This is a genomic window from Microbispora cellulosiformans (assembly GCF_008728085.1).
GTDB classification, from domain to species: domain Bacteria; phylum Actinomycetota; class Actinomycetes; order Streptosporangiales; family Streptosporangiaceae; genus Microbispora; species Microbispora amethystogenes.
Genome location: NZ_VYTZ01000005.1, coordinates 525,922 through 544,892 on the forward strand (window position 1 = coordinate 525,922; position 18,971 = coordinate 544,892).

Below are 18,971 nucleotides of genomic sequence, written 5' to 3' on the forward strand. Positions count from 1 at the left end.
ATCAGTGTCCAGCGGAGGCCGATCTCGGTCCCCAGCCTGCTGGGCCGTCTCGGATCGTCATTGGACCCGAAGGAGAGCCCAATGCGCGCCACCCTCGGCATGCGGGCCGCAGCCGCCGTCGCGGCGTCCGCCCTCGTGCTTCCCCTCCTGCCCGCCGCGCCGGCGAACGCCGACCCCGATCCCGCACGGATCGTGCAGACGATCGTCGCGTCGGCGGTGAAGAAGCACCTGACGAAGCTGCAGCAGATCGCCGACGCCAACGGCCACACCCGGGCCGCCGGCACTCCCGGCCACGTGGCCTCCCGCGACTACGTCGCCGGGGTGCTGAAGAAGGCCGGCTACAAGGTCACCCTGCAGGCGTTCGAGTTCCCGTTCTTCAAGGAGAACGCCACCGCGACCCTGGAGCGCACCGCTCCGGCCCCGAAGACGTACGCGCCGACTCCGCCGGACGGCAGTAGCGTCGGGGACTTCGCCACGATGACCTACTCCGGCTCCGGCGACGTCACGGCCGCCGTCCGGAACGTCGACCTGATGCTGCCGCCCGGGCCGACCCCCAGCAGCTCCACCTCCGGCTGCGAGGCCGCCGACTTCGCCTCGTTCCCGGCCGGCGCGGTCGCGCTGGTGCAGCGCGGCACCTGCACCTTCCAGGTCAAGGCGGAGAACGCGCAGGCCGCCGGGGCCGCCGGCGTCATCATCATGAACGAGGGCCAGCCGGGGCGCACCGAGACCCTGCAGGGCACCCTGGGCGAGCCCACCGTGCACATTCCCGTCGTGGGCGTGAGCTTCGCGGTCGGCCAGGAACTGGCCGGCACCGCCGGGACCGTCGTCCACGTCAAGACGAGCACCACCAGCGAGATCCGCACCACCCACAACGTCATCGCCGACTCCAGGTGGGGCGACCCGAACAAGGTCGTGCAGATCGGCGCGCATCTCGACAGCGTGGTGCCGGGGCCGGGCATCAACGACAACGGCTCGGGCAGCGCCGCGATCCTGGAGGTCGCCGCGAAGCTCGGCGCCATCCCCACCCGGAACACGCTGCGCTTCTCCTTCTGGAGCGCCGAGGAGCTGGGCCTGCTCGGTTCGGAGCACTACGTCGCGAGCCTGTCGCCGGCGGACCTGGCGAAGATCAAGCTGTATCTCAACTTCGACATGGTCGCCTCTCCCAACTACGCGCTGAAGATCTACGACGGCGACGACTCCGACGCCACCGGCGCGCCCGCCGGGCCGGCCGGCTCCGACGAGATCGAGAAGCTCTTCGAGAAGTACTTCAACACCCTGCGGCAGGGCCACGTGGGCACCGACTTCGACGGGCGGTCGGACTACGGGCCGTTCATCGACGCCGGGGTTCCCGCCGGCGGGCTGTTCACCGGCGCGGAGGGCGTCAAGACCCCCGAGGAGCAGGCGCTGTTCGGCGGCACCGCCGGCCAGGCGTACGACTCCTGCTATCACAAGGCGTGCGACACGATCGCGAACATCAACGACAAGGCCCTCGCGCTGAACACCGGCGCGATCGCCACGGCGGCCGTCGTCTACGCCTTCAGCCGTGACCTGCCCGGGCCGGACACCCGTCCCACCGCCCGGACCGCCGGGGCGGCGGCGGCCTCCACCGGCGCCCACGCGGACCACGGGCACGTCCTGACCATCAGCTGATCCCCTGGCCGTACGCGGGTCCCGCCGGACGGTGTCCGGCGGGACCCGCTGGTTTCGGCGGGATGTCAGCCTGTGAAGTTCACGTCGCTGCAGAAGAAGAACGCCTGGTCCATGTGCGAGGCCTGCCAGATCGTGTAGACCACCGCCCGGCCGGTGCGCCCGGACGTGCTGAGGTTGACCGTGTAGTAGTCAGCGGGGGCGTACCTGCCGGTCTTGGTGAGCAACTGCAGGTCGTTCCAGGTGAGGGCCTGCTTGGTGGGGTCGAAGCCCTGCTTGGTGACGTAGACGAGGAGATAGTCGGCGCCGTGGTGAGCCTGGTCGTTGAGCTTGACGGAGAAGGAATTGCGGATGCCGGTCGCCTTCCACGCGCCGACCGCGTCCATCGCGTTGTAACGGCCGTTCTCCGCGTGGCCGCCACTGCAGAGCTGCCCGTTGGGGATGGAGCCCTGGAAGTTCCCGCCGAGGTACATGCGGTAGAGGCCGTTCCAGCTCCACATCGCCATGGGGTCGGCCTGCCACGCCTGCCAGCACATGGGGTCCTGCTGGGCCATTGCGGGGTTCTGGAAGTCGCTGCCCCAGCGCTGCCAGCAGCCGTAGTTGCGCGAGGCGGGGTCCACGACCGAGCCATGGGCGGAGGCGGCGCCCGCCCACAGGGCGAGGCAGGCGACGGCCGAGGTCAGCAGTGCCGTGAGGCGCACCGCCCGGCGGCGGGCGCGGGGGCGTGCGTGGGGTTGTGCCTGAGACTGCGTGTGCACTGTTGGGTCTCCATCTTCCGGTGGGGGGTTCCGGGCGAGATGGGGAGCGCTCCCGAAGATGCTGCGATCGTAGCCGACACAACGCTGTCGGCAACCCTGACTAAGGCCTGTAATATCAGCCGTCGCACCGCCGCCCGGCTGCCGGGGCCGCACCACGACCCCTCCGACCTGGCCGTTCACAGCGGGACACCACGACCTGTGCGGGGGCCGGAGCCGCCCCCGCCGCCCATGTACCTTTCAGGCCCGTACCGCTCACCGTCGACTCAAGGCGCGGCGGGGCGGCCGTTCGGCCCCTGCTCCGACTTGTGCAGGAACGGCGAGCGGCCGAGGACGACGATGCCCGCCACCAGAGCGACCAGCCCGCCCACCTCCCCCGCCAGGGCCGGCGGGTCGACGCGCAGGCGCTCCCCGAAGACGGCGACGCCGAGAAGGATGCCGACGATCGGCTCGGTCGCCGTGGTGGCGGGCAGCGAGATCCGTAGCGGCGCGGCGTCGAACGCGCTCTGGTTGAGCAGGATGCCGGTCACCGCGATCACCGGCAGCGCGTAGGGCTGCCAGGAGGCGAACAGCGCCCCCGGTCCCCGCGCCAGCGTGAGCAGGGCCCCCCGGGTCAGCGCGTCCTGCAGGCCGTACAACGCCCCGGCCGCGGCGGCGAACAGCATCGCCTTGGTCTGCAGGGGCATGCGCAGCGCCACCGCGACCATTCCGGCGGCGACGGCGACCACGACGAGCACGGCGATCCACGCCAGGGATCCCGACGCCGGCATCCCGCCCCCGTGCGGGCGCCCGGCCACCAGGAACGCGGCGACGCCCCCGCTGACCAGCACCGCCCCCAGCCACTCCGTTCCGCCCAGGCGCTCCTGGTACAGCAGGGCCGCCGCGCCCAGGGCGAAGATGAGGTTGGTCGCGAGAAGCGGCTCCACGGACGCCACGTCGGCGCGCCGCAGCGCCAGCGCGCCCGCGACCTGGCCGCCGACCATCAGGGCGATCCCGGCCAGCCACACCGGCTTGCGCGCGAGGTCGAACAGCAGGCGCACGTGCAGCATCTCGCCCAGCGGCTCGGTGTACGCGACGTGCTGCTGCGCGACGAAGCCCAGCCCGAGGAGGGCCGCCGCCACGAGGCCGAGGAACACCGTGACAGTCATGATCCCGCGCGTCACCCCCCTCGCGCGCCGCTCGCGTCCTCCCAGGTTACGCACCTCTCCCCGGCTCCGCCCGGGCCATGTCGCGACTCGGCTGTTAGCATTTGGGCAAACGTCCAAGTCGATCGCCCAAGGCGGTCGTCCGAACCGGAACTGAGAGGGTGGGACATGGCGGAGGCGTCCGCTGACAGGGGCAGGACCACCCGGCAACGGCTGCTCGGAGCGGCGGCGGCCCTGATAGCCGAGGCCGGCTGGGGCGGCGTCACCACCCGGATGGTGGCCGAGAGGGCGGGGGTGGCGCCCGGTGTCGTGCACTACCACTTCGCCTCGCTGCCCGGCCTGCTGATCGCGGCCTCGACGGGTGTCGCCGGCGCGATGCTGGAGGACTTCACGCGGCGGCTGGGCGAGCGGCCCGACCTCGGTGGCGGCGTCGAGTGGCTGCTCGGCGAACTGTCCGGCTACACGGGGACCGATCCCGCCTCGCTGCTGATCGTCGAGATGTACCTGGCGGCGGCCCGGCTGCCCGAGCTTCGCGAACGGCTGCACGAGATCGTCGCGGAATCGCGCGCCCGCGTCGCCGCCTGGCTCCGTGAGCGTGGGCACCCGGGTGACGCCGAGGCGACCGCGGCCGTCCTGGTCGCGGCGATCGACGGCCTGGTGCTGCACCGGGGGCTCGACCCCGGCCTCGACCTCACCACTCTGGCCGGACCGCTGCGGGCGATGGTGCGTCAGGAGGGAGCAGGACCATGAAAGCGATCGTCTGCGGAGCCGGGATCGCGGGGCTCACCGTCGCCTGGCATCTCGAACGGGCAGGTTGGGAGGTCGAACTCGTCGAGCACGCCCCGGCGTTCCGCGAGGGTGGCTACATGATCGACTTCTACGGGCCGGGGCTGGAGGTGGCCGAGCGGATGGGGCTGCGGCCCCGGCTGGAGGAGGTCCGCCATCCCGTCCACGAGATCGGGTTCCTCGACCGGGACGGGCGGCAGACCAGCCGCCTCGCCGTCAAGGCGGGCTTCGCCGGGGTGATCAGCCTGCTGCGGGGCGACCTCGCCCGCGTGCTCGCGGAGGAGGTGCGCGCCCCGGTCCGGTACGGCACCACGGTCGCGTCGGTCCGGCAGGACGGCGGGGGCGCCGAGGTGGACCTGACCGACGGCACCCGGCACGAGGTGGACCTGCTGATCGGCACCGACGGCGTGCACTCCAGGGTCAGAGAGCTGGTGTTCGGGCCGGAGGACCGGTTCGTCCGCTACCTGGGTCACCACGTCGCCGCGTACGTCCTCCACGACGAGGACCTCGGCCGCCGGGTCGGCACGCGCTACCGCATGCTGACCGAGCCGGGGCTCATGGCCGGGGCCTACGCGGTGCGCGGGGGCGGGCTCGCGCTGCTGTTCCTGTCGCGTGAGCCCGGCCCTGCCCTGCCGGACGACCCGGCGGGCTTCCTCCGGCAGCGCTTCGGGCACCTCGGCTGGATCCTGCCCGAGGTGCTGGACCGGTGCCCGCGGCCCCCGGCGCTCTACTACGACCAGGTGACGCAGATCGAGGCCGGCCGGTGGAGCGACGGCCGGGTGGTGCTGCTCGGCGACTCCTGCCAGGCCGTCTCCCTGTTCGCCGGGCACGGCGCGTCCCTCGCGATGGCCGCGGCGCGGGCGCTCGCGGACGAGCTCGGCACGGTTTCACTCGGCACGGGCGAACTCGGCACGGCCGCCCCGGGCGACCTGTCCCCCGCCCTCGCCCGGTACGCCGCGCGGATGCGGCCGGTCGCCGCCCGCGTGCAGGCGTCCGGACGCCGCTTCCTCCCCTGGATGGCGCCGTCCGGGCGCCTGCGCATGGCGACCCGCGACCTGCTGCTGCGGCTGGCCTCCCTGCCCGGAGCCGACCGGCTGTTCATGGACGTGTTCAGCCCCGGTGGCCATCACCTCGTACGGTGACGCAGGGTGGTCGTTCGGCAACGGCTTTTTATTCCGGATGCCGCCGATCGGTAACACGCCCGGACTGAAGTGGGCCTCACGAGAGCGATGGCACCGCCTGGAGGTCCGGATGGCAGCACACAGCACGCCGCGGCTCGCCGGGGCACACTACCCGGTGGCGGTCGTCGGCGGCGGACAGGCCGGGCTGTCGATCAGCCACTGCCTGGGCCGGCGCGGCGTCGACCACGTCGTCATCGAGGCGAACCGGGTGGCCCACGAGTGGCGCGAGCGCCGCTGGGACTCCTTCTGCCTGGTGACCCCCAACTGGCAGTGCGACCTGCCCGGCTTCCCCTATAAAGGGGCCGACCCCGACGGCTTCATGGTCCGCGAGGAGGTCGTCCGCTACCTGGAGGACTACGCCGCCTCCTTCGGGCCGCCGCTGGTCGAGGGCGTACGGGTGACCCGGGTGCGGCGGGCAGTGAGCGGGGTCTTCGAGATCGCGACGACCGCCGGGGACCTCACCGCCGACCAGGTGGTGGTGGCGACCGGCCCCTACCACGCGCCGTCGCTCCCCCGCCTGGCCGAGCGGCTGCCGGCCGGGGTCGAGCAGGTCCACTCCTCGCGGTACCGCCGCCCGGGACAGCTCCCCGAGGGCGAGGTCCTGGTGGTCGGCACCGGGCAGTCGGGCTGCCAGATCGCCGAGGACCTCCACCTCGCCGGCCGCCGAGTGCATCTCGCGGTCGGCGGCGCGCCCCGGGTGGCCCGCTTCTACCGCGGCCGGGACTGTGTGGCCTGGCTGCACGACATGGGCCACTACGCCAGGAGCATCGACGAGTTCGGCGACGCCGACGCCGTGCGGATGCGCGCCAACCACTACGTCACCGGCCGCGACGGCGGGCGCGACATCGACCTGCGGGCCTTCGCCCGCGACGGCATGCGCCTGTACGGCCGGCTGACCGGCGTGGACGGCGCGAGGCTGGGGTTCGCCGCCGACCTGAAGGACAACCTCGACCGGGCCGACGCGGTGGCCGAGGGCATCAAGGACGCCATCGACGCCCACATCGCGGCCCGCGGCGTCGCGGCCCCCGCCGAGCCCCGCTACGTCCCGGTCTGGGACCCCGGCGAGCCGGTGCGCTCCCTCGACCTGACGGAGGCCGGGATCACCTCGGTCGTCTGGGCGACCGGGTTCACCCGCGACCACCGCTGGATCGAGATCCCCGCGTTCGACGGGCGCGGCTACCCGATGCACTGGCGCGGCGTGACGAGCTGCCCAGGGCTGTACTTCCTCGGGCTGCCCTGGCAGCACACGTGGGGCTCGGGCCGCTTGGAGGCCGTGGGCCGGGACGCCGAGTTCCTGGCCGCCCACATCGAGGCGTCCCGGCGGCTCGCCGACGTGTGCGGGGCTCTCACCGGGGCCCCCGCCGAACTCTCCCCCGCTCTCCCGGTCGGGTGACGACATGGTCTTCGACGCGCACCGCCACATCGGCGTGCTGCCCGCCCACCCCTTCTACGGCGGCCCTCCCGTGAACCCGGACGTCACCGCCCGCGCCACCGTCAAGCGGCTCCTCGCCGACCTCGACGCGGAGGGCACCGAGCGGGCGCTCGTGCTGCCCAACTACGGCGTGCCCGACCCGGACGCCGCCTTCGCGCTGAACGACCTCGCGCTGGAGGCGGCGCAGGCCGACGACCGCGTCCGCGCCGGGCTGTGGGTCTCACCGCTGCCGCGCGACGAGGAACGCACCGCCCGCGCCCTCGCCCTGGCGGGCGAGTCGGGCGTGCGGGCCCTGAAGCTCAGCTTCCTGCTGGGCGGCCGCCCCACCGACCCCGCCTGCCGGCCCGGGCTCGACCGCATCTTCGCGGCGGCCGCGCGGCACGGGCTGGTCGTCCACGTCCACACCTCCCCCGGCGCCGCCTCCGACATCGACGAGGTCGGCCACCTGGTCGAGTGGTACGCCGACCGCGTGCCGGTCCACCTGGTGCACTTCGGCGGCGGGATGAGCGGCCACATCAAGCTGGCCGGCTCGCGGTTCTTCGACTGGATCGCGGCCGGCAAACGGGTCTACACCGACCTGTCCTGGGCCATCGGCTTCGCGCCGTACTGGCTGGCCCGGGAGATCGAGCGGCGCGGCCTCGGTCACGACCGGGTGCTGTTCGCCAGCGACCAGCCGTGGGGCGACTTCGCGGGCGAGCACGCCCGGATGAGCGCCGCGACCGGCGGCGGCGACCTGGGCCGCCTCGTCTTCCACGACACCTTCGCCTCCCTCTACGACTGACCCCACCCATCGAAGGAGACACACATGACCGTCGACATGAACGACCTCGAGAAGAAGAGCATCGAGGAGATCCCCCACCCGTCCCTGCCCGAGGGCTCCACCATCTACGGCACCACCAAGGTCTTCCCCGACTACAAGGCCGAGAACGGCGAGTCGTACTTCACGCTCGTCCACGGGATCGCGCACGAGTCGTCGGTGAGCTTCGTGGCCGTGCTCCAGGCCACCCGCGCCCTGCGCAAGGGCTTCGAGACCGCCATCTACTTCTACGGCCCCGGCTCGCTGAACTGCCTGGCCACCCGCGGCTTCCCGACCACCGGCAACTCGGCCTTCCCGGGCGAGCACAACATCAACAACCAGCTCAAGACGTTCATCGCCGAGGGCGGGAAGGTCTACTGCTGCCGCTTCGGCCTGTCCCTGCACGGCGCCCGCGAGGAGGACCTGATCGAGGGCGTCATCCCGACCCACCCGCTGGACGTGCAGGACGCGCTGATCCACTACGCCCGCAAGGGCGCCGTCATCAACTCCACCTACCAGCTCTAGCCGTGACCGACGTACGGATCATGACCCGCGCCGAGCTGGCCCTGCGCGGCGTGGCGCTGGACACCCCCGTGCGGCGGCCGGAGGGCGCCGGGCCGAGCGGCGACGGCCACGTCCTCGTCGACGGCGCCGGCGCCGCGCTCCCGGTCGACCCCGACAGCCCGTTCACGGTGCGGGACGGCACGGTCTGGCTCGGCGAGCAGGACACCGGCGTCACGCTGGTCCCCGTCCGCAGGCCCAGGTTCTACGACCTGGTCACCGCCGACGGCGTGCCCTACGAGCGGATCGCCCGGCTGCACGGCGCGGACGTGCTGGCCACGACCGTCGTGCAGACCTGCGTCCGGTACGGCGAGGCCGACCGCTGCCGGTTCTGCACCATCGAGGAGTCGCTGCGGTCGGGCGCCACGACCGCCGCCAAGACGCCCGCCCAGCTCGCCGAGGTGGCGGAGGCGGCGGTGCGGCTCGACGGCGTCCGGCAGATGGTGATGACCACCGGCACCACCGCCGGGCCCGACCGGGGCGCGCGGAACCTGGCGCGGTGTGTGCGCGCCGTGCTGGAGGCCGTGCCGGGGCTGCCGATCCAGGTGCAGTGCGAGCCGCCGGGCGACCTCTCCTGGATCGGCGCGCTGCGCGAGGCCGGGGCCACCGCGATCGGCATCCACGTGGAGTCCCTGGACGAGGAGGTGCGGCGGCGCTGGATGCCGGGCAAGTCGTCGGTGCCGCTGCGCGAGTACGAGGCCGCCTGGGACGAGGCGGTGCGGGTCTTCGGGCGCAACCGCGTCTCGACGTACCTGCTGGTCGGGCTGGGCGAGGACCCTGGCGAGCTGATCGCGGGCGCGGGCCGGCTGATCGACCGGGGGGTCTACCCCTTCGTGGTCCCGTTCCGCCCGATGCGGGGCACGCTCGCCGCCCGCGACGGGATCGGCGCGCCCACCGCCGGGGTGCTGCGGCACGTCACCGAGAGCGTGGCGGCGCTGCTGCGCGCGGCCGGCATGCGCGGCGCGGACCAGGTTGCGGGCTGCGCCGCCTGCGGGGCGTGCGGCGTGCTGAGCGCGGCGGGCGGGTGAGGGCCGTGCATCTCGACGGTGGCACGCGGGCCCCGGCGCGGGAGACGCCGCCGGACATCCTCGCGCTGCTCGGCGACCACAGCACGCTGGCCCGGCGGACCGGCTTCCGGATGGAGCAGGCCGGGGACGCCGCGACCCTGGCCGCCTACCGCCGCCTCCGCCGGGAGGCGTTCGTCCGGGAACAGGGCCTGTTCGAGGGCCACGACCTCGACGACCGGGACGACGACCCGCGCACGGTCGTGCTCGTGGCCCGGGACCCGGCCGGCTCGGTCGCCGGTGGGGTGCGGCTCGGCCCGGCCTGCGACGGCCCCGACATCGGCTGGTGGACGGGTGGGCGGCTGGTCGTGGCCCCCGCCGCCCGCGGCACGCGGCAGGTCGGCGCGGCGCTGGTGCGGGCGGCCTGCGCCCGCGCCGAGGCGGAGGGCGCGCTGCGGTTCGAGGCGACCGTACGGGCCGGGGCGGAGGCGTTCTTCCGGCGGCTCGGCTGGGCGCGGGTGCGGCCGGCGGTGGTCGCGGGCGCGCCGCACGTGCTGATGCGCCACCCGATCGGCCGGATCGCGGCGCAGGCGGCCGCCGCCAAGTCGGCGCTCGGCCCGCTGCTGGCCGCCCTGCCGGGCGGTCCGGCGCGGCTGGGCGGGCCGGGCTTCGTCGGCGACGACGGCGCGCCGGTGCCCGGCAGCGATCTCGTCGCCGCCTGCGACGCGATCGTGCCGTCCATGGTCGAGCGGGACCCGGAGTGGGCCGGCTGGTGCGCCGTCCTGGTCAACCTCAACGACCTCGCCGCGATGGGCGCCGCCCCGGCCGGGCTGCTCGACGCGCTCGCCGCGCCCAACGCCGCGCACGCCGCCCGGGTGATCGACGGCCTCGCGCGGGCCGCCCGCGCGTACGGCGTGCCGGTGCTCGGCGGGCACACGCAGCTCGGGGTGCCGGCGGCGCTGTCGGTCACCGCGCTGGGCCGGGCCACGCGGCCGGTGCCGGGAGGCGGCGGGCGCCCGGGACACGGCGTGCGGCTCACCGCCGACCTCGGCGGCGGGTGGCGGCCGGGCTACCGGGGCCGTCAGTGGGACTCCACCACCGGCCGCCGTACCGATGAGCTGAAAGAGATGCTGGGCGCGGTCGCGGCGGCCCGGCCCGCCGCCGCCAAGGACGTGTCGATGGCCGGGATCGCCGGCACGCTCGGCATGCTGGCCGAGGCAGGGGGCTGCGGAGCCGTGCTGGACGTGGCCGCCGTGCCGCGCCCGGCCGCCGCCTCCATGGGCGACTGGCTCACCTGTTTTCCCGGATTCGGCATGCTGACGGCGGACCGGCCGGACGCGCCGGCGCCGCCCGCGGGCCCGGCCGTCTCGCGTGTCTGCGGGGAGTTGACCACCGGCCGGGGCGTGTCGCTGCGCTGGCCCGACGGAGAGGTCACGGAGGCCGTCGGCGGCCCGGTGACCGGATTGGGGACCGCGTGAGCGCCCTTCGCATGGCGGCGGTGTCCGCCGAGTTCGGCCGCGACCTCGAAGAGGACTTCGCGGTCGCCGAACGCCTGATCAAGGAGGCCCGCACCGGCGACGTACGGCTGCTCGCGCTGCCCGAGGCGTGCCTGGGCGGCTACCTCCTCAGCCTGGACGGCGACGCCGCGGACGCGGGGCCTCCCCCGCTCGCCGTGGACGGCCCGGAGATCCGGCGGCTGGCCGCGCTCGCGGGCGACATGGTCGTGGTCGCGGGCTACTGCGAGGACGGCGGCGACGCCCGCTACAACAGCGTGGTGTGCGTGAGCGGCGACGGGGTCCTCGGCAACCACCGCAAGGTCCACCAGCCGCTCGGCGAGAACGCCAGCTACTCCTCCGGCGACGGGTTCGGCGCCTTCGACACGCCGGTCGGCCGGATCGGCATGATGATCTGCTACGACAAGGCGTTCCCGGAGGCCGCCCGCGCGCTGGCCCTGGACGGCGCGCAGATCGGGGTGTGCGTGTCGGCCTGGCCCGGGTCGCGGACGAACGCCGCGGCGGACCTGGAGCGGGACCGCTGGAAGCGGCGGTTCGACCTGTTCGACCGGGCGCGGGCCCTGGAGAACCAGATCGTGTGGCTGTCGGCGAACCAGGCCGGCACGTTCGGGTCGCTGCGCTTCGTCGGCAGCGCGAAGGTCGTGGAGCCCGGCGGCGAGATCATCGCCGAGACCGGCGTCGGGGCCGGCATGGCGGTCGCGGAGATCGACGTGCCGGCGGCGCTGGAGACCGCCCGCCGGTCGATGGGCCACCTGCGCGACCGCCGCCCGGAGGCGTACGGGCCGCGGCGCGAAGGCCGGCCGTGACCGTGCTGCGGATCGCCGCCGCGGCCGCCCACTTCGGCCGCGACCTGGAGTTCGACCTCGCCCGCGTGGCCAAGCTGATCACCGACGCGCGCGGCGCGGGCGCGGGGCTGCTGGTGCTGCCCGACGCCGCGCTCGGCGGCTACCTCGCCGACCTGCGCCGCCCGGACCCCGACGCGCTGCCGCCCGCGCTGAAGCCGGACGACGCGGTGATCGCCCGCGTGGCGGCGCTCGCCGCCGAGATGGTCGTGTGCGTCGGGTTCTGCGAGGACGGCGGCGACGCCCGCTACAACGCCGCCGTCTGCGTCAGCGGCGACGGCGTGCTCGGCCTGCACCGCAAGGTGCACCTGCCGGCGGGCGAGACGGCGGCCTACGCGCCCGGCGACCGGTTCGAGGCGTTCGACACCCCCGCCGGGCGGATCGGCATGCTGATCGACTACGACAAGACCTTCCCGGAGTCGGCCCGCAGCCTCGCCCTCGGCGGCGCGCAGATCCTCGCCTGCCTGTCGGCCTGGCCGACCAGCGTCACCAACCGCGCGCCGCGGATGGCCCAGGACCGGCAGTCGCGGCTCTTCGACCTGTACGACCAGGCGCGGGCCGCCGAGAACCAGGTCGTGCTCGCCTCCTCCAACCAGACCGGGGTGATGGGCGGCATGCGGTTCCTCGGGCAGGCCAAGGTCGTCGGCCCAGGCGGCGACGTGCTCGCCCGCACCTGGTCGAAGGCCGGGCTCGCCGTCGCCGAGATCGACGTCGCGGCCGAGATCGACCGCGCCCGGCGCATCCTCCACCACATCCGGGAGCGCAGGCCGGACGTCTACCGGGAGACCCCCACGTGAACATCGCGCTGCTCAGCTATTCGACCAAGCCGCGCGGCGGGGTCGTGCACACCCTCGCACTGGCCGAGGCGCTGGCGGCCGCCGGGCAGCGGGTGACGGTGTGGACGCTCGGCCGGGGCGGCGACGCCGGGTTCTTCCGCCCGGTCGAGCCCACCGTACGGCTGCGGGTGGTGCCGTTCCCCGACATCCCCGGCGAGGGCGTCGGCGCGCGGGTGCTGCGGTCGATCGCCGTGCTGCGGGCGGCGTTCGCCCCGGCCGCCGCCTCCTACGACGTCGTGCACGCGCAGGACTGCATCAGCGCCAACGCGGCGGGCGACTGCGTGCGCACGGTGCACCACATCGACCACTTCACCACTCCGGAGCTGGCCGCCTGCCACGAGCGCGCGATCGTCACCCCGTACGCGCACGTCTGCGTGTCGGCGGCGGTGGCGGCCGAGCTGGAGGCGGGCTGGGGCATCAGGGCCACGGTGATCCCCAACGGCGTCGCCGCCGAGCGGTTCGCGTCCGCCGGTCCGGCCCCCGTGCGCGAGTGGCGCCGCCGCCTGGGGACCTACGTCCTCACGGTCGGCGGCATCGAGCCGCGCAAGGGCTCGCTCGACCTGCTGGAGGCGTACGCGCTGCTGCGCGGAACGCACCCGGACGTACGGCTGGTGATCGCCGGCGGCGAGACGCTCTTCGACTACCGCGACTACCGGGCGCGGTGGGAGGCCCGCGCGGCGGAGCTGGGCGCCGACCCGGTGGTCCTCGGCCCGGTGCCCGAGACCGACCTGCCGTCGCTGGTGGCGGGCGCGGGCGCGTTCGCCTTCCCCTCGCTGAAGGAGGGCTTCGGCCTGGCCGCGATGGAGGCGCTCGCGGCGGGCGTGCCTCTGGTGGTGCGCGACCTGCCGGTGCTGCGGGAGGTCTTCGGCCCCGCCGCGCGCTTCGCCGCCGGGCCGCCCTGCCTCGCCGCCGAGCTGCGCGACGCCCTCGCCGACGACGACCCCGGCAGGCGTACGGCGGGCCGGGAACTGGCCGCGCGCCATACGTGGTCCGCCGCCGCCGAACGCCACCTCGCCTTCTACGCGGCCCTCGCCGCGTAGGCTCGGGGTCGTGGCGGGCAGACCATTCGACGCGGTGTTGTGCGACTTCGACGGCGTCCTGAAACTGCAGGACCTGGAGCAGCAGGCGGAGATCGAGCGGGCGTACGGCGTGGAGCCGGGGACGGTGGCCCGGGTGACCGGCGCGTCGCCGCTGCTCGTCCCGGCGCTGACCGGCCTCGTGACCCGTGAGGAGTGGATGGCGTCGGCCGTGCCGGTCCTCGCCGGGCTGGTGGGCTCGGCCGCGCGGGCGGACGCGCTCATCGGCGAGTGGGTCACGGCCCGCACCTGGGCCGACGAGGAGGTGCTGGCGCTGCTCACGCGGGCCCGCGCCCACGTCCCCGTCGTGCTCGTCAGCAACGCGACCTCCGAGCTGGCCGCCCACCTGACTGAGCTGGAGCTGCACGACGCCTTCGATCACGTGGTGAGCAGCTACGACGTGGGCGTGATCAAACCGGACCGGCGGATCTACGAGATCGCCGTCGAGCACGCGGGCGCGCTGGCGGAGCGCTGCCTTTTTGTGGACGACCGCGCCGAGAACGTCACCGCGGCGAGTGCCCTCGGCATGACCGGCGTCCACTACCGCGTGCCGGCGGACCTGGAAGCCGCGCTGCTGCCCCTGCTGGCGGATTAGTGCCGCGACCCGCCACGGTTCGCCCGGGGCGGAGACCGGCGGGAGCGCACTAGGCTCCCGCTCATGGTGCGCTGGATCGTGGCCTTCGTCGACCGGCCCCGCGACCGTTTCGCGGCGGGCGCGGCGTTCTGGACCGCCGTCACCGGCACCCGGCTGTCGGCCCCCAGGGGTGACGACGGAGAGTGGGCCACGCTGCTGCCGGAGGACGGCGACGCCTGCGTGAAGCTCCAGGCGGTGCGGGACGGCGGCGGAGCCCACGTCGATCTGGAGGTGGACGACGTCCGCGCGGAGGTGGCCAGGGCCGTCGCGCTCGGCGCCGCCGTCGCGGCCGACCACGGCGACTGGGCCGTGCTCCGCTCCCCCGAGGGCAGGGCGTTCTGCCTCACGCCGTGGGAGGGGGCGGCCCGGCGGCCGCCCGTGGTCGCCGCCACCCGCCTCGACCAGGTCTGCCTCGACATCGCGCCCGGCGCGTACGAGAAGGAGGTGGCGTTCTGGGCGGCGCTGACCGGATGGCCCCCGCTCACCGGGTCGCTGCCCGAGTTCACGGTGCTGAGAGGCCCGGGCATGCCCGTACGCCTCCTCCTGCAGCGGCTCGGCGACGGGCCGGGCCGCACCGCCCACGTCGACCTGGCCTGCGCCGACCCCGAGGCCGCCCGCGTACGGCACGAGCGGCACGGAGCGGCGTTCGTGGCGCGCGGGCGGCACTGGATCGTCATGCGCGACCCGGCCGGCGGGGTCTACTGCCTTACCGCACGTGACCCCGAGACCGGCTCCCTGCCCGGGTGATCGTTCCCGGCCGGATTCCCGGGCGGATTCCCCGGGACGCGGGCGTCAGGCGGCGGGGCGCAGGTGCCGCAGGGCGGCGGCGAGCCGGGCGAGCTCGGCCAGCATCGCGTCCGCCGCGCCGTCCATGACGTCGTTGGGCCGCAGGCGGCCCTCCTCGTCGAGGAACTGGGCGACGAACGGGATCGAGACCGCCTCCGACACCGGCACCATCTTCAGTGTGGTGACGACCTGCTTGAGCATCTGCACCGCGCGCGTCCCGGCGGAGACGCCGCCGTAGCTGACGAAACCGACCGGCTTGTACTGCCACTCGTGGTGCAGGTAGTCGATGGCGTTCTTCAGCACCGCGTTGAAGCCGTAGTTGTACTCCGGCGTGACGAACACGAACGCGTCGCCGCGTTCGATGGTCGCGCTCCACTCCTTGGTGTGCTGGTTGACGTACTGCCGCAGCCGGGGGTGGTGGGGCTCGTCCAGGAACGGGAGGTTCACCTCCGCCAGGTCGACGAGCTCGACCTCGAAGGCGTCGTGCGCCGCCGCGCGCTCCCGGAACCACCGCGCGACCGGCAGTCCCGTCCGCCCCGGACGCGTGCTGGCGACGACGATCTGCAGAACCGGCTTCCCCACGATTCCCCCACAAAGCTCTTTAAGGGATATAACTCGCACCACGGTACGCCGTGATCGAAAGAGGCATCGCGCGGGTGGCCCGGTGGGGGCGTCAGCCGGAGAACCGCTTCGCGAGGTCCCGGGCCCATCGCGCGGCCTCGGCCGCCTGGGCGCCGGTCACGGGGGCACCCGGCATCCGGCCCAGGCGCTCCACCTGCTCGGCGTAGCGCAGGTGCTCCCGGTGCGCGTGCTCGCGGCACGGGAGGCAGGTGACACTCTCCGGACGGGGCGAGGTCATCGCGTAGGGCACCTGCAGTCCGCACCCGGTGGTGACGACGCCCGGCGCGTCGGGCGCGCGCCCCAGCGACGACGCGAGCAGATTGCGGTAGCCGGCGCCGGCCTGCATGACCTTCCGCTCGACATGGATGTGCGGGTCGCTCCCGTTCATCCGCCGCCCACACCTCCGTCCGCCCCGTCACGGCATGAGGCTCCGGAAACGAGACTAACCCGGAGGCGCGGTGCCGTACGCGGCCGTCAGGGGGCGAGGCGGCGGCTGATGACGAGGCGCTGGATCTGGCCGGCACCCGCGAAATTGGCCGCGCACGTGATGGGCTTTGCCGATCGCCCTCAGAACTGCGTCGCCGAATCGACGACGGCTGCTGCCCGTATCTGCTTTTCGGTCATTCCACGTACACCGTGCAGGTTTGCGCCGGTTAAGTCCGCACCGTCCAAGTGCGCCCCCCTCAGGTCTGCCCCTGCCAGGTTCGCCCAGTGCAGTTTTCCCTGTTCAAGGGCCGCGCCCCGCAAGTCCGCCCAACGCAGATCCGAAAAACTCAAGTCCGCGCCTTTCAAGTTCGCATCTCTCAGAAACGCCCCGCGCAGGTCCGCCTCCTCGAGGATCGTCCCGATCAGCATTGCGTCGTACAGGTCCGCGCCCATCAGCATCGCCCCGCTCAGGTCGATGGTGGGGAGGTAGACGGCCCTCCCATTCGCGTCCGTCATGAACGTGTCGCTCAATGCCATACGGCTCAGATCGGCTCGCGGGAAGCGCGCTCGCGAGCGGTCAGCCCGGCGGAGACTCTCCCGCTGCGACAGGGAGACGCTGCGGGGGCCGCGCATCGGTGCGCGCGGAGGCCAGGGCGGCACCCGCGATGGCGGACGCCAGGAGCGCAGCCGACGCCACCGCCGTGCGCAGGACTCGAGACCGTCTGACCGTCATGCCCTCATTGCAGCGCTCCACCACGAGGGTACGGGCGGAAACCGGCCACGAGGATGATGACGATTGCGTAGACCTGCCGAGACATAATGCGTCGGCTGCCGCGCATGAACAGCCGGCCGCAATATCCAGAAATACAAGCCGCGGCCGTACACGCTTTCCTGCGAGAAGCAGCGGCGCCAGCAGTTGCTGTTCTTCGCGCTCGGCCTCGCCGCGTCCGTGCCCATCGGCGTTTCGTCGACTGGATCAGCTGAGCCGTGGAACCGGCTTTCCGCAGCTTGCGGTGGTGGCCGGAACCGGACAACGGCTCCCCTTGATTCCCTCTTTCTTGGTGAGAAGGTGGAGTCCCCGGATCGAAGAGGACGACGATGTCACACACCAACGCTCAAAGCCCTGACGCGCGAACCCAGGCGATCGTGCGGGAACTGGGGAGAATCCGCGGACTCGCCGAACTGGATTCCCGGGTAGGGGAACCCGGCCTGTACTCCTGCGTCATGGTGATCGTCGACGGTAACATCCCTTCCGAGAACGACAGTGAAAGCTGCTACCTGACCCCGGTCGCGGCGCCCGGGTCCGGCCAGGGCTGGTACACCCTCACGAGGGCGAACGGCGCCGAACGTCCCGCGGAGATCAGCCTGGACGAGGCCAGGCTCTCGCAGCAGGACAGCGAGGTCGGCACTCTGCTCGAAGCCTACGGGTGGATCAAAGAGCGAGGACTCGCCGTAGCCGCCGAAAGCATCCAGGTCATCCTGATCAGCAACATCGGGCCGTGCACGGGCTGCAAGGCCCGCCTCCGGATTTTCTACAGTGACCTCCTCGCCGCGGCCGAGGAGGCCGTGAGCACGGTCCCCATCACCGTCGAGAGCGTCTACAACACCCCCGAAGCCTCCCGGGACAGGACACGGGGCAACATGATCCCCACGACGTACGGTTATCCGGATGCCGTACAGACGCCGTACAACATCTCCGGCCGGCAGGGAGCGTACTGGGTCTACAGGCTCCAGTGACGGTGGCGCTTCGACCAGGTCGATGAGCTACCTGGCGAGGTGGCGGCTGATGACGAGGCGCTGGATCTGGTTGGTGCCCTCGAAGATCTGCATGATCTTGGCTTCGCGCATGTAGCGCTCGACCCGGAACTCGCGCGTGTAGCCGTACCCGCCGAAGACCTGGACCGCGTCGGTGGTGACCCGCATCGCGGTGTCGGTCGCGACCAGCTTGGCGACGCTGGCCTGCCTGCTGTACGGCAGGCCGGCGTCGCGGCGGCGGGCCGCGTCGATGTAGGTGGCGCGGGCGGCGTCGACTCCGGCGGCCATGTCGGCGAGCAGGAAGCCGAGCCCCTGGTGGTCGATGATCTTCTTGCCGAACGTCTCGCGCTCCTTGGCGTACGCGACGGCCTCGTCCAGCGCGGCCTGGGCGAGACCGGTCGCGCAGGCGGCGATGCCCAGCCTGCCGGAGTCGAGCGCCCCGAAGGCGATGGACAGGCCCTGTCCCTCCGCGCCGACGAGCCGGTCCGCCTCGATCAGCGCGCCGTCCCAGTGCGCGGTGGTGGTCGGGATGGCGTGCAGGCCCATCTTCTCCTCGGGGCGGCCGAACGTCAGGCCCTCGGCCGAGCCGGGCGCGAGGAAGCAGGAAACGCCACGCGGGCCCGGGCCGGTGCGGGCGAACAGCGCGTAGAAGTCCGCCCGGCCGCCGTGCGTGATCCACGCCTTGGTGCCGGTGATCCGGTAGCCGCCCTCGGCCTTGTCGGCCCTGCAGGTCAGGGCGGCGGCGTCCGAGCCGGCCTGCGGCTCCGACAGGCTGTAGCCGCCGATCAGCCGCCCGGCCAGCATGTCCGGCAGCAGGCGCGCCCGCTGCTCCGCCGTGCCGTACGCCGCCAGGGGGAAGCAGGCCAGCGTGTGGACGCTGACCGCGACCGCGACGGCCGCCCACCGCGCCGCGAGTTCCTCGATCACCTGGAGATACACCTCGTACGGCTGGCCGCTCCCGCCGTACTCCTCCGGATAGGGCAGGCCGAGCAGCCCGGCGGAGCCGAGCGTGGCGAACAGCCCCTCGGGATAGGTCTCGGCGCGCTCGTGCTCGTCGGCCCGGCGGGCGAGCTCCTTGTCGGCGATCTCCCGGGTCAGCTCGATCAGGTCCCGGGCGTCCTGCCCCGGCAGCAGCCGCTCGACGGTCACCGCGCCTCCCGAATCACTGCGCCTC

20 protein-coding genes are annotated in these 18,971 nt (G+C 73.4%); 14 read left to right on the forward strand and 6 right to left on the reverse strand.

Annotation, left to right across the window (positions count from 1 at the left end; all coding sequences use genetic code 11):
- Window positions 1-81 precede the first annotated feature (81 nt).
- Window positions 82-1,650 carry a M28 family metallopeptidase gene (locus F5972_RS16685; RefSeq protein WP_150934387.1) on the forward strand — a complete coding sequence of 523 codons (1,569 nt, stop codon included), beginning with the start codon at window positions 82-84 and terminating at the stop codon, window positions 1,648-1,650.
- A 65-nt stretch (window positions 1,651-1,715) separates the two neighbouring features.
- Here the strand turns inward: F5972_RS16685 and F5972_RS16690 are convergent, their stop codons facing one another.
- Together F5972_RS16690 and F5972_RS16695 are read right to left on the reverse strand one after the other, a co-directional pair.
- Window positions 1,716-2,405 carry a lytic polysaccharide monooxygenase auxiliary activity family 9 protein gene (locus F5972_RS16690; RefSeq protein WP_225311546.1) on the reverse strand — a complete coding sequence of 230 codons (690 nt, stop codon included), beginning with the start codon at window positions 2,403-2,405 and terminating at the stop codon, window positions 1,716-1,718.
- Between the two features lie 263 nt (window positions 2,406-2,668).
- Complete coding sequence (locus tag F5972_RS16695) at window positions 2,669-3,550, reverse strand: DMT family transporter (protein ID WP_150934388.1); 882 nt, start codon at window positions 3,548-3,550, stop codon at window positions 2,669-2,671.
- Window positions 3,551-3,715: 165 nt separating this feature from the next.
- Between F5972_RS16695 and F5972_RS16700 the strand changes: the two genes are divergently transcribed.
- The 12 genes from F5972_RS16700 (at window position 3,716) to F5972_RS16755 (ending at window position 14,956) form a co-directional block, all read left to right on the forward strand.
- Window positions 3,716-4,297 carry a TetR/AcrR family transcriptional regulator gene (locus tag F5972_RS16700; protein ID WP_150934389.1) on the forward strand — a complete coding sequence of 194 codons (582 nt, stop codon included), beginning with the start codon at window positions 3,716-3,718 and terminating at the stop codon, window positions 4,295-4,297.
- Window positions 4,294-5,475, forward strand: coding sequence for an FAD-dependent oxidoreductase (locus F5972_RS16705; RefSeq protein WP_150934390.1), 1,182 nt, complete (start codon window positions 4,294-4,296; stop codon window positions 5,473-5,475). The genes F5972_RS16700 and F5972_RS16705 overlap by 4 nt, the downstream gene beginning before the upstream one ends.
- A gap of 109 nt (window positions 5,476-5,584) precedes the next feature.
- Window positions 5,585-6,907 carry an MSMEG_0569 family flavin-dependent oxidoreductase gene (locus tag F5972_RS16710; protein WP_150934391.1) on the forward strand — a complete coding sequence of 441 codons (1,323 nt, stop codon included), beginning with the start codon at window positions 5,585-5,587 and terminating at the stop codon, window positions 6,905-6,907.
- Window positions 6,908-6,911: 4 nt separating this feature from the next.
- On the forward strand, window positions 6,912-7,727 hold the full coding sequence (locus F5972_RS16715) for an amidohydrolase family protein (RefSeq protein WP_150934392.1): 816 nt from the start codon (window positions 6,912-6,914) through the stop codon (window positions 7,725-7,727).
- Between the two features lie 24 nt (window positions 7,728-7,751).
- Window positions 7,752-8,267 (forward strand): MSMEG_0572/Sll0783 family nitrogen starvation response protein, encoded by a 516-nt coding sequence (locus F5972_RS16720; protein WP_150934393.1) that lies wholly within the window; start codon window positions 7,752-7,754, stop codon window positions 8,265-8,267.
- 2 nt (window positions 8,268-8,269) lie between these two features.
- Window positions 8,270-9,331, forward strand: a complete 1,062-nt coding sequence (locus F5972_RS16725) for an MSMEG_0568 family radical SAM protein (RefSeq protein ID WP_225311547.1) — start codon at window positions 8,270-8,272, stop codon at window positions 9,329-9,331.
- Window positions 9,332-9,336: 5 nt separating this feature from the next.
- Entirely contained in the window at window positions 9,337-10,785 is a 1,449-nt protein-coding gene (locus F5972_RS16730; RefSeq protein ID WP_225311548.1) for an MSMEG_0567/sll0787 family protein, read from the forward strand.
- Window positions 10,782-11,627, forward strand: a complete 846-nt coding sequence (locus tag F5972_RS16735; protein ID WP_150934394.1) for a carbon-nitrogen hydrolase family protein — start codon at window positions 10,782-10,784, stop codon at window positions 11,625-11,627. The genes F5972_RS16730 and F5972_RS16735 overlap by 4 nt, the downstream gene beginning before the upstream one ends.
- The gene (locus F5972_RS16740; protein WP_150934395.1) at window positions 11,624-12,460 is read left to right on the forward strand and encodes a carbon-nitrogen hydrolase family protein; all 837 of its coding nucleotides are present in this window, start codon (window positions 11,624-11,626) and stop codon (window positions 12,458-12,460) included. The genes F5972_RS16735 and F5972_RS16740 overlap by 4 nt, the downstream gene beginning before the upstream one ends.
- Window positions 12,457-13,539 carry an MSMEG_0565 family glycosyltransferase gene (locus tag F5972_RS16745; RefSeq protein WP_150934396.1) on the forward strand — a complete coding sequence of 361 codons (1,083 nt, stop codon included), beginning with the start codon at window positions 12,457-12,459 and terminating at the stop codon, window positions 13,537-13,539. The genes F5972_RS16740 and F5972_RS16745 overlap by 4 nt, the downstream gene beginning before the upstream one ends.
- Window positions 13,540-13,549: 10 nt before the next feature.
- Window positions 13,550-14,170: an HAD-IA family hydrolase gene (locus F5972_RS16750; protein ID WP_225311549.1), complete on the forward strand. Its 621-nt coding sequence runs from the start codon at window positions 13,550-13,552 to the stop codon at window positions 14,168-14,170.
- A 63-nt stretch (window positions 14,171-14,233) separates the two neighbouring features.
- Entirely contained in the window at window positions 14,234-14,956 is a 723-nt protein-coding gene (locus tag F5972_RS16755; RefSeq protein WP_150934397.1) for a VOC family protein, read from the forward strand.
- Window positions 14,957-15,001: 45 nt separating this feature from the next.
- On the opposite strand, the gene F5972_RS16760 is transcribed toward F5972_RS16755, so the two are convergent.
- The 3 genes from F5972_RS16760 to F5972_RS16770 all read right to left on the reverse strand — a co-directional run bounded on the left by F5972_RS16760 (window position 15,002) and on the right by F5972_RS16770 (window position 16,573).
- Window positions 15,002-15,577, reverse strand: a complete 576-nt coding sequence (locus tag F5972_RS16760) for an NADPH-dependent FMN reductase (protein WP_150934398.1) — start codon at window positions 15,575-15,577, stop codon at window positions 15,002-15,004.
- A gap of 91 nt (window positions 15,578-15,668) precedes the next feature.
- Window positions 15,669-16,004, reverse strand: coding sequence for a hypothetical protein (locus F5972_RS16765; RefSeq protein ID WP_150934399.1), 336 nt, complete (start codon window positions 16,002-16,004; stop codon window positions 15,669-15,671).
- 179 nt (window positions 16,005-16,183) lie between these two features.
- A complete protein-coding gene (locus F5972_RS16770) occupies window positions 16,184-16,573 on the reverse strand; it encodes a pentapeptide repeat-containing protein (protein WP_225311550.1) in 390 nt (129 codons plus the stop codon).
- A gap of 693 nt (window positions 16,574-17,266) precedes the next feature.
- Between F5972_RS16770 and F5972_RS16775 the strand changes: the two genes are divergently transcribed.
- On the forward strand, window positions 17,267-17,779 hold the full coding sequence (locus F5972_RS16775; RefSeq protein ID WP_150934401.1) for a hypothetical protein: 513 nt from the start codon (window positions 17,267-17,269) through the stop codon (window positions 17,777-17,779).
- Between the two features lie 27 nt (window positions 17,780-17,806).
- On the opposite strand, the gene F5972_RS16780 is transcribed toward F5972_RS16775, so the two are convergent.
- Window positions 17,807-18,946 carry an acyl-CoA dehydrogenase family protein gene (locus F5972_RS16780; RefSeq protein ID WP_150934402.1) on the reverse strand — a complete coding sequence of 380 codons (1,140 nt, stop codon included), beginning with the start codon at window positions 18,944-18,946 and terminating at the stop codon, window positions 17,807-17,809.
- Window positions 18,947-18,971: the final 25 nt, after the last annotated feature.

Coding starts and splice junctions, on each gene's coding strand:
- F5972_RS16710 (WP_150934391.1), top strand. CDS start 5,585: ATGGCAGCACACAGCACGCCGCGGCTCGCCGGGGCACACTACCCGGTG.
- F5972_RS16755 (WP_150934397.1), top strand. CDS start 14,234: ATGGTGCGCTGGATCGTGGCCTTCGTCGACCGGCCCCGCGACCGTTTC.
- F5972_RS16700 (WP_150934389.1), top strand. CDS start 3,716: ATGGCGGAGGCGTCCGCTGACAGGGGCAGGACCACCCGGCAACGGCTG.
- F5972_RS16720 (WP_150934393.1), top strand. CDS start 7,752: ATGACCGTCGACATGAACGACCTCGAGAAGAAGAGCATCGAGGAGATC.
- F5972_RS16695 (WP_150934388.1), bottom strand. CDS start 3,550: ATGACTGTCACGGTGTTCCTCGGCCTCGTGGCGGCGGCCCTCCTCGGG.
- F5972_RS16715 (WP_150934392.1), top strand. CDS start 6,912: ATGGTCTTCGACGCGCACCGCCACATCGGCGTGCTGCCCGCCCACCCC.
- F5972_RS16775 (WP_150934401.1), top strand. CDS start 17,267: ATGGTGATCGTCGACGGTAACATCCCTTCCGAGAACGACAGTGAAAGC.
- F5972_RS16705 (WP_150934390.1), top strand. CDS start 4,294: ATGAAAGCGATCGTCTGCGGAGCCGGGATCGCGGGGCTCACCGTCGCC.
- F5972_RS16685 (WP_150934387.1), top strand. CDS start 82: ATGCGCGCCACCCTCGGCATGCGGGCCGCAGCCGCCGTCGCGGCGTCC.
- F5972_RS16765 (WP_150934399.1), bottom strand. CDS start 16,004: ATGAACGGGAGCGACCCGCACATCCATGTCGAGCGGAAGGTCATGCAG.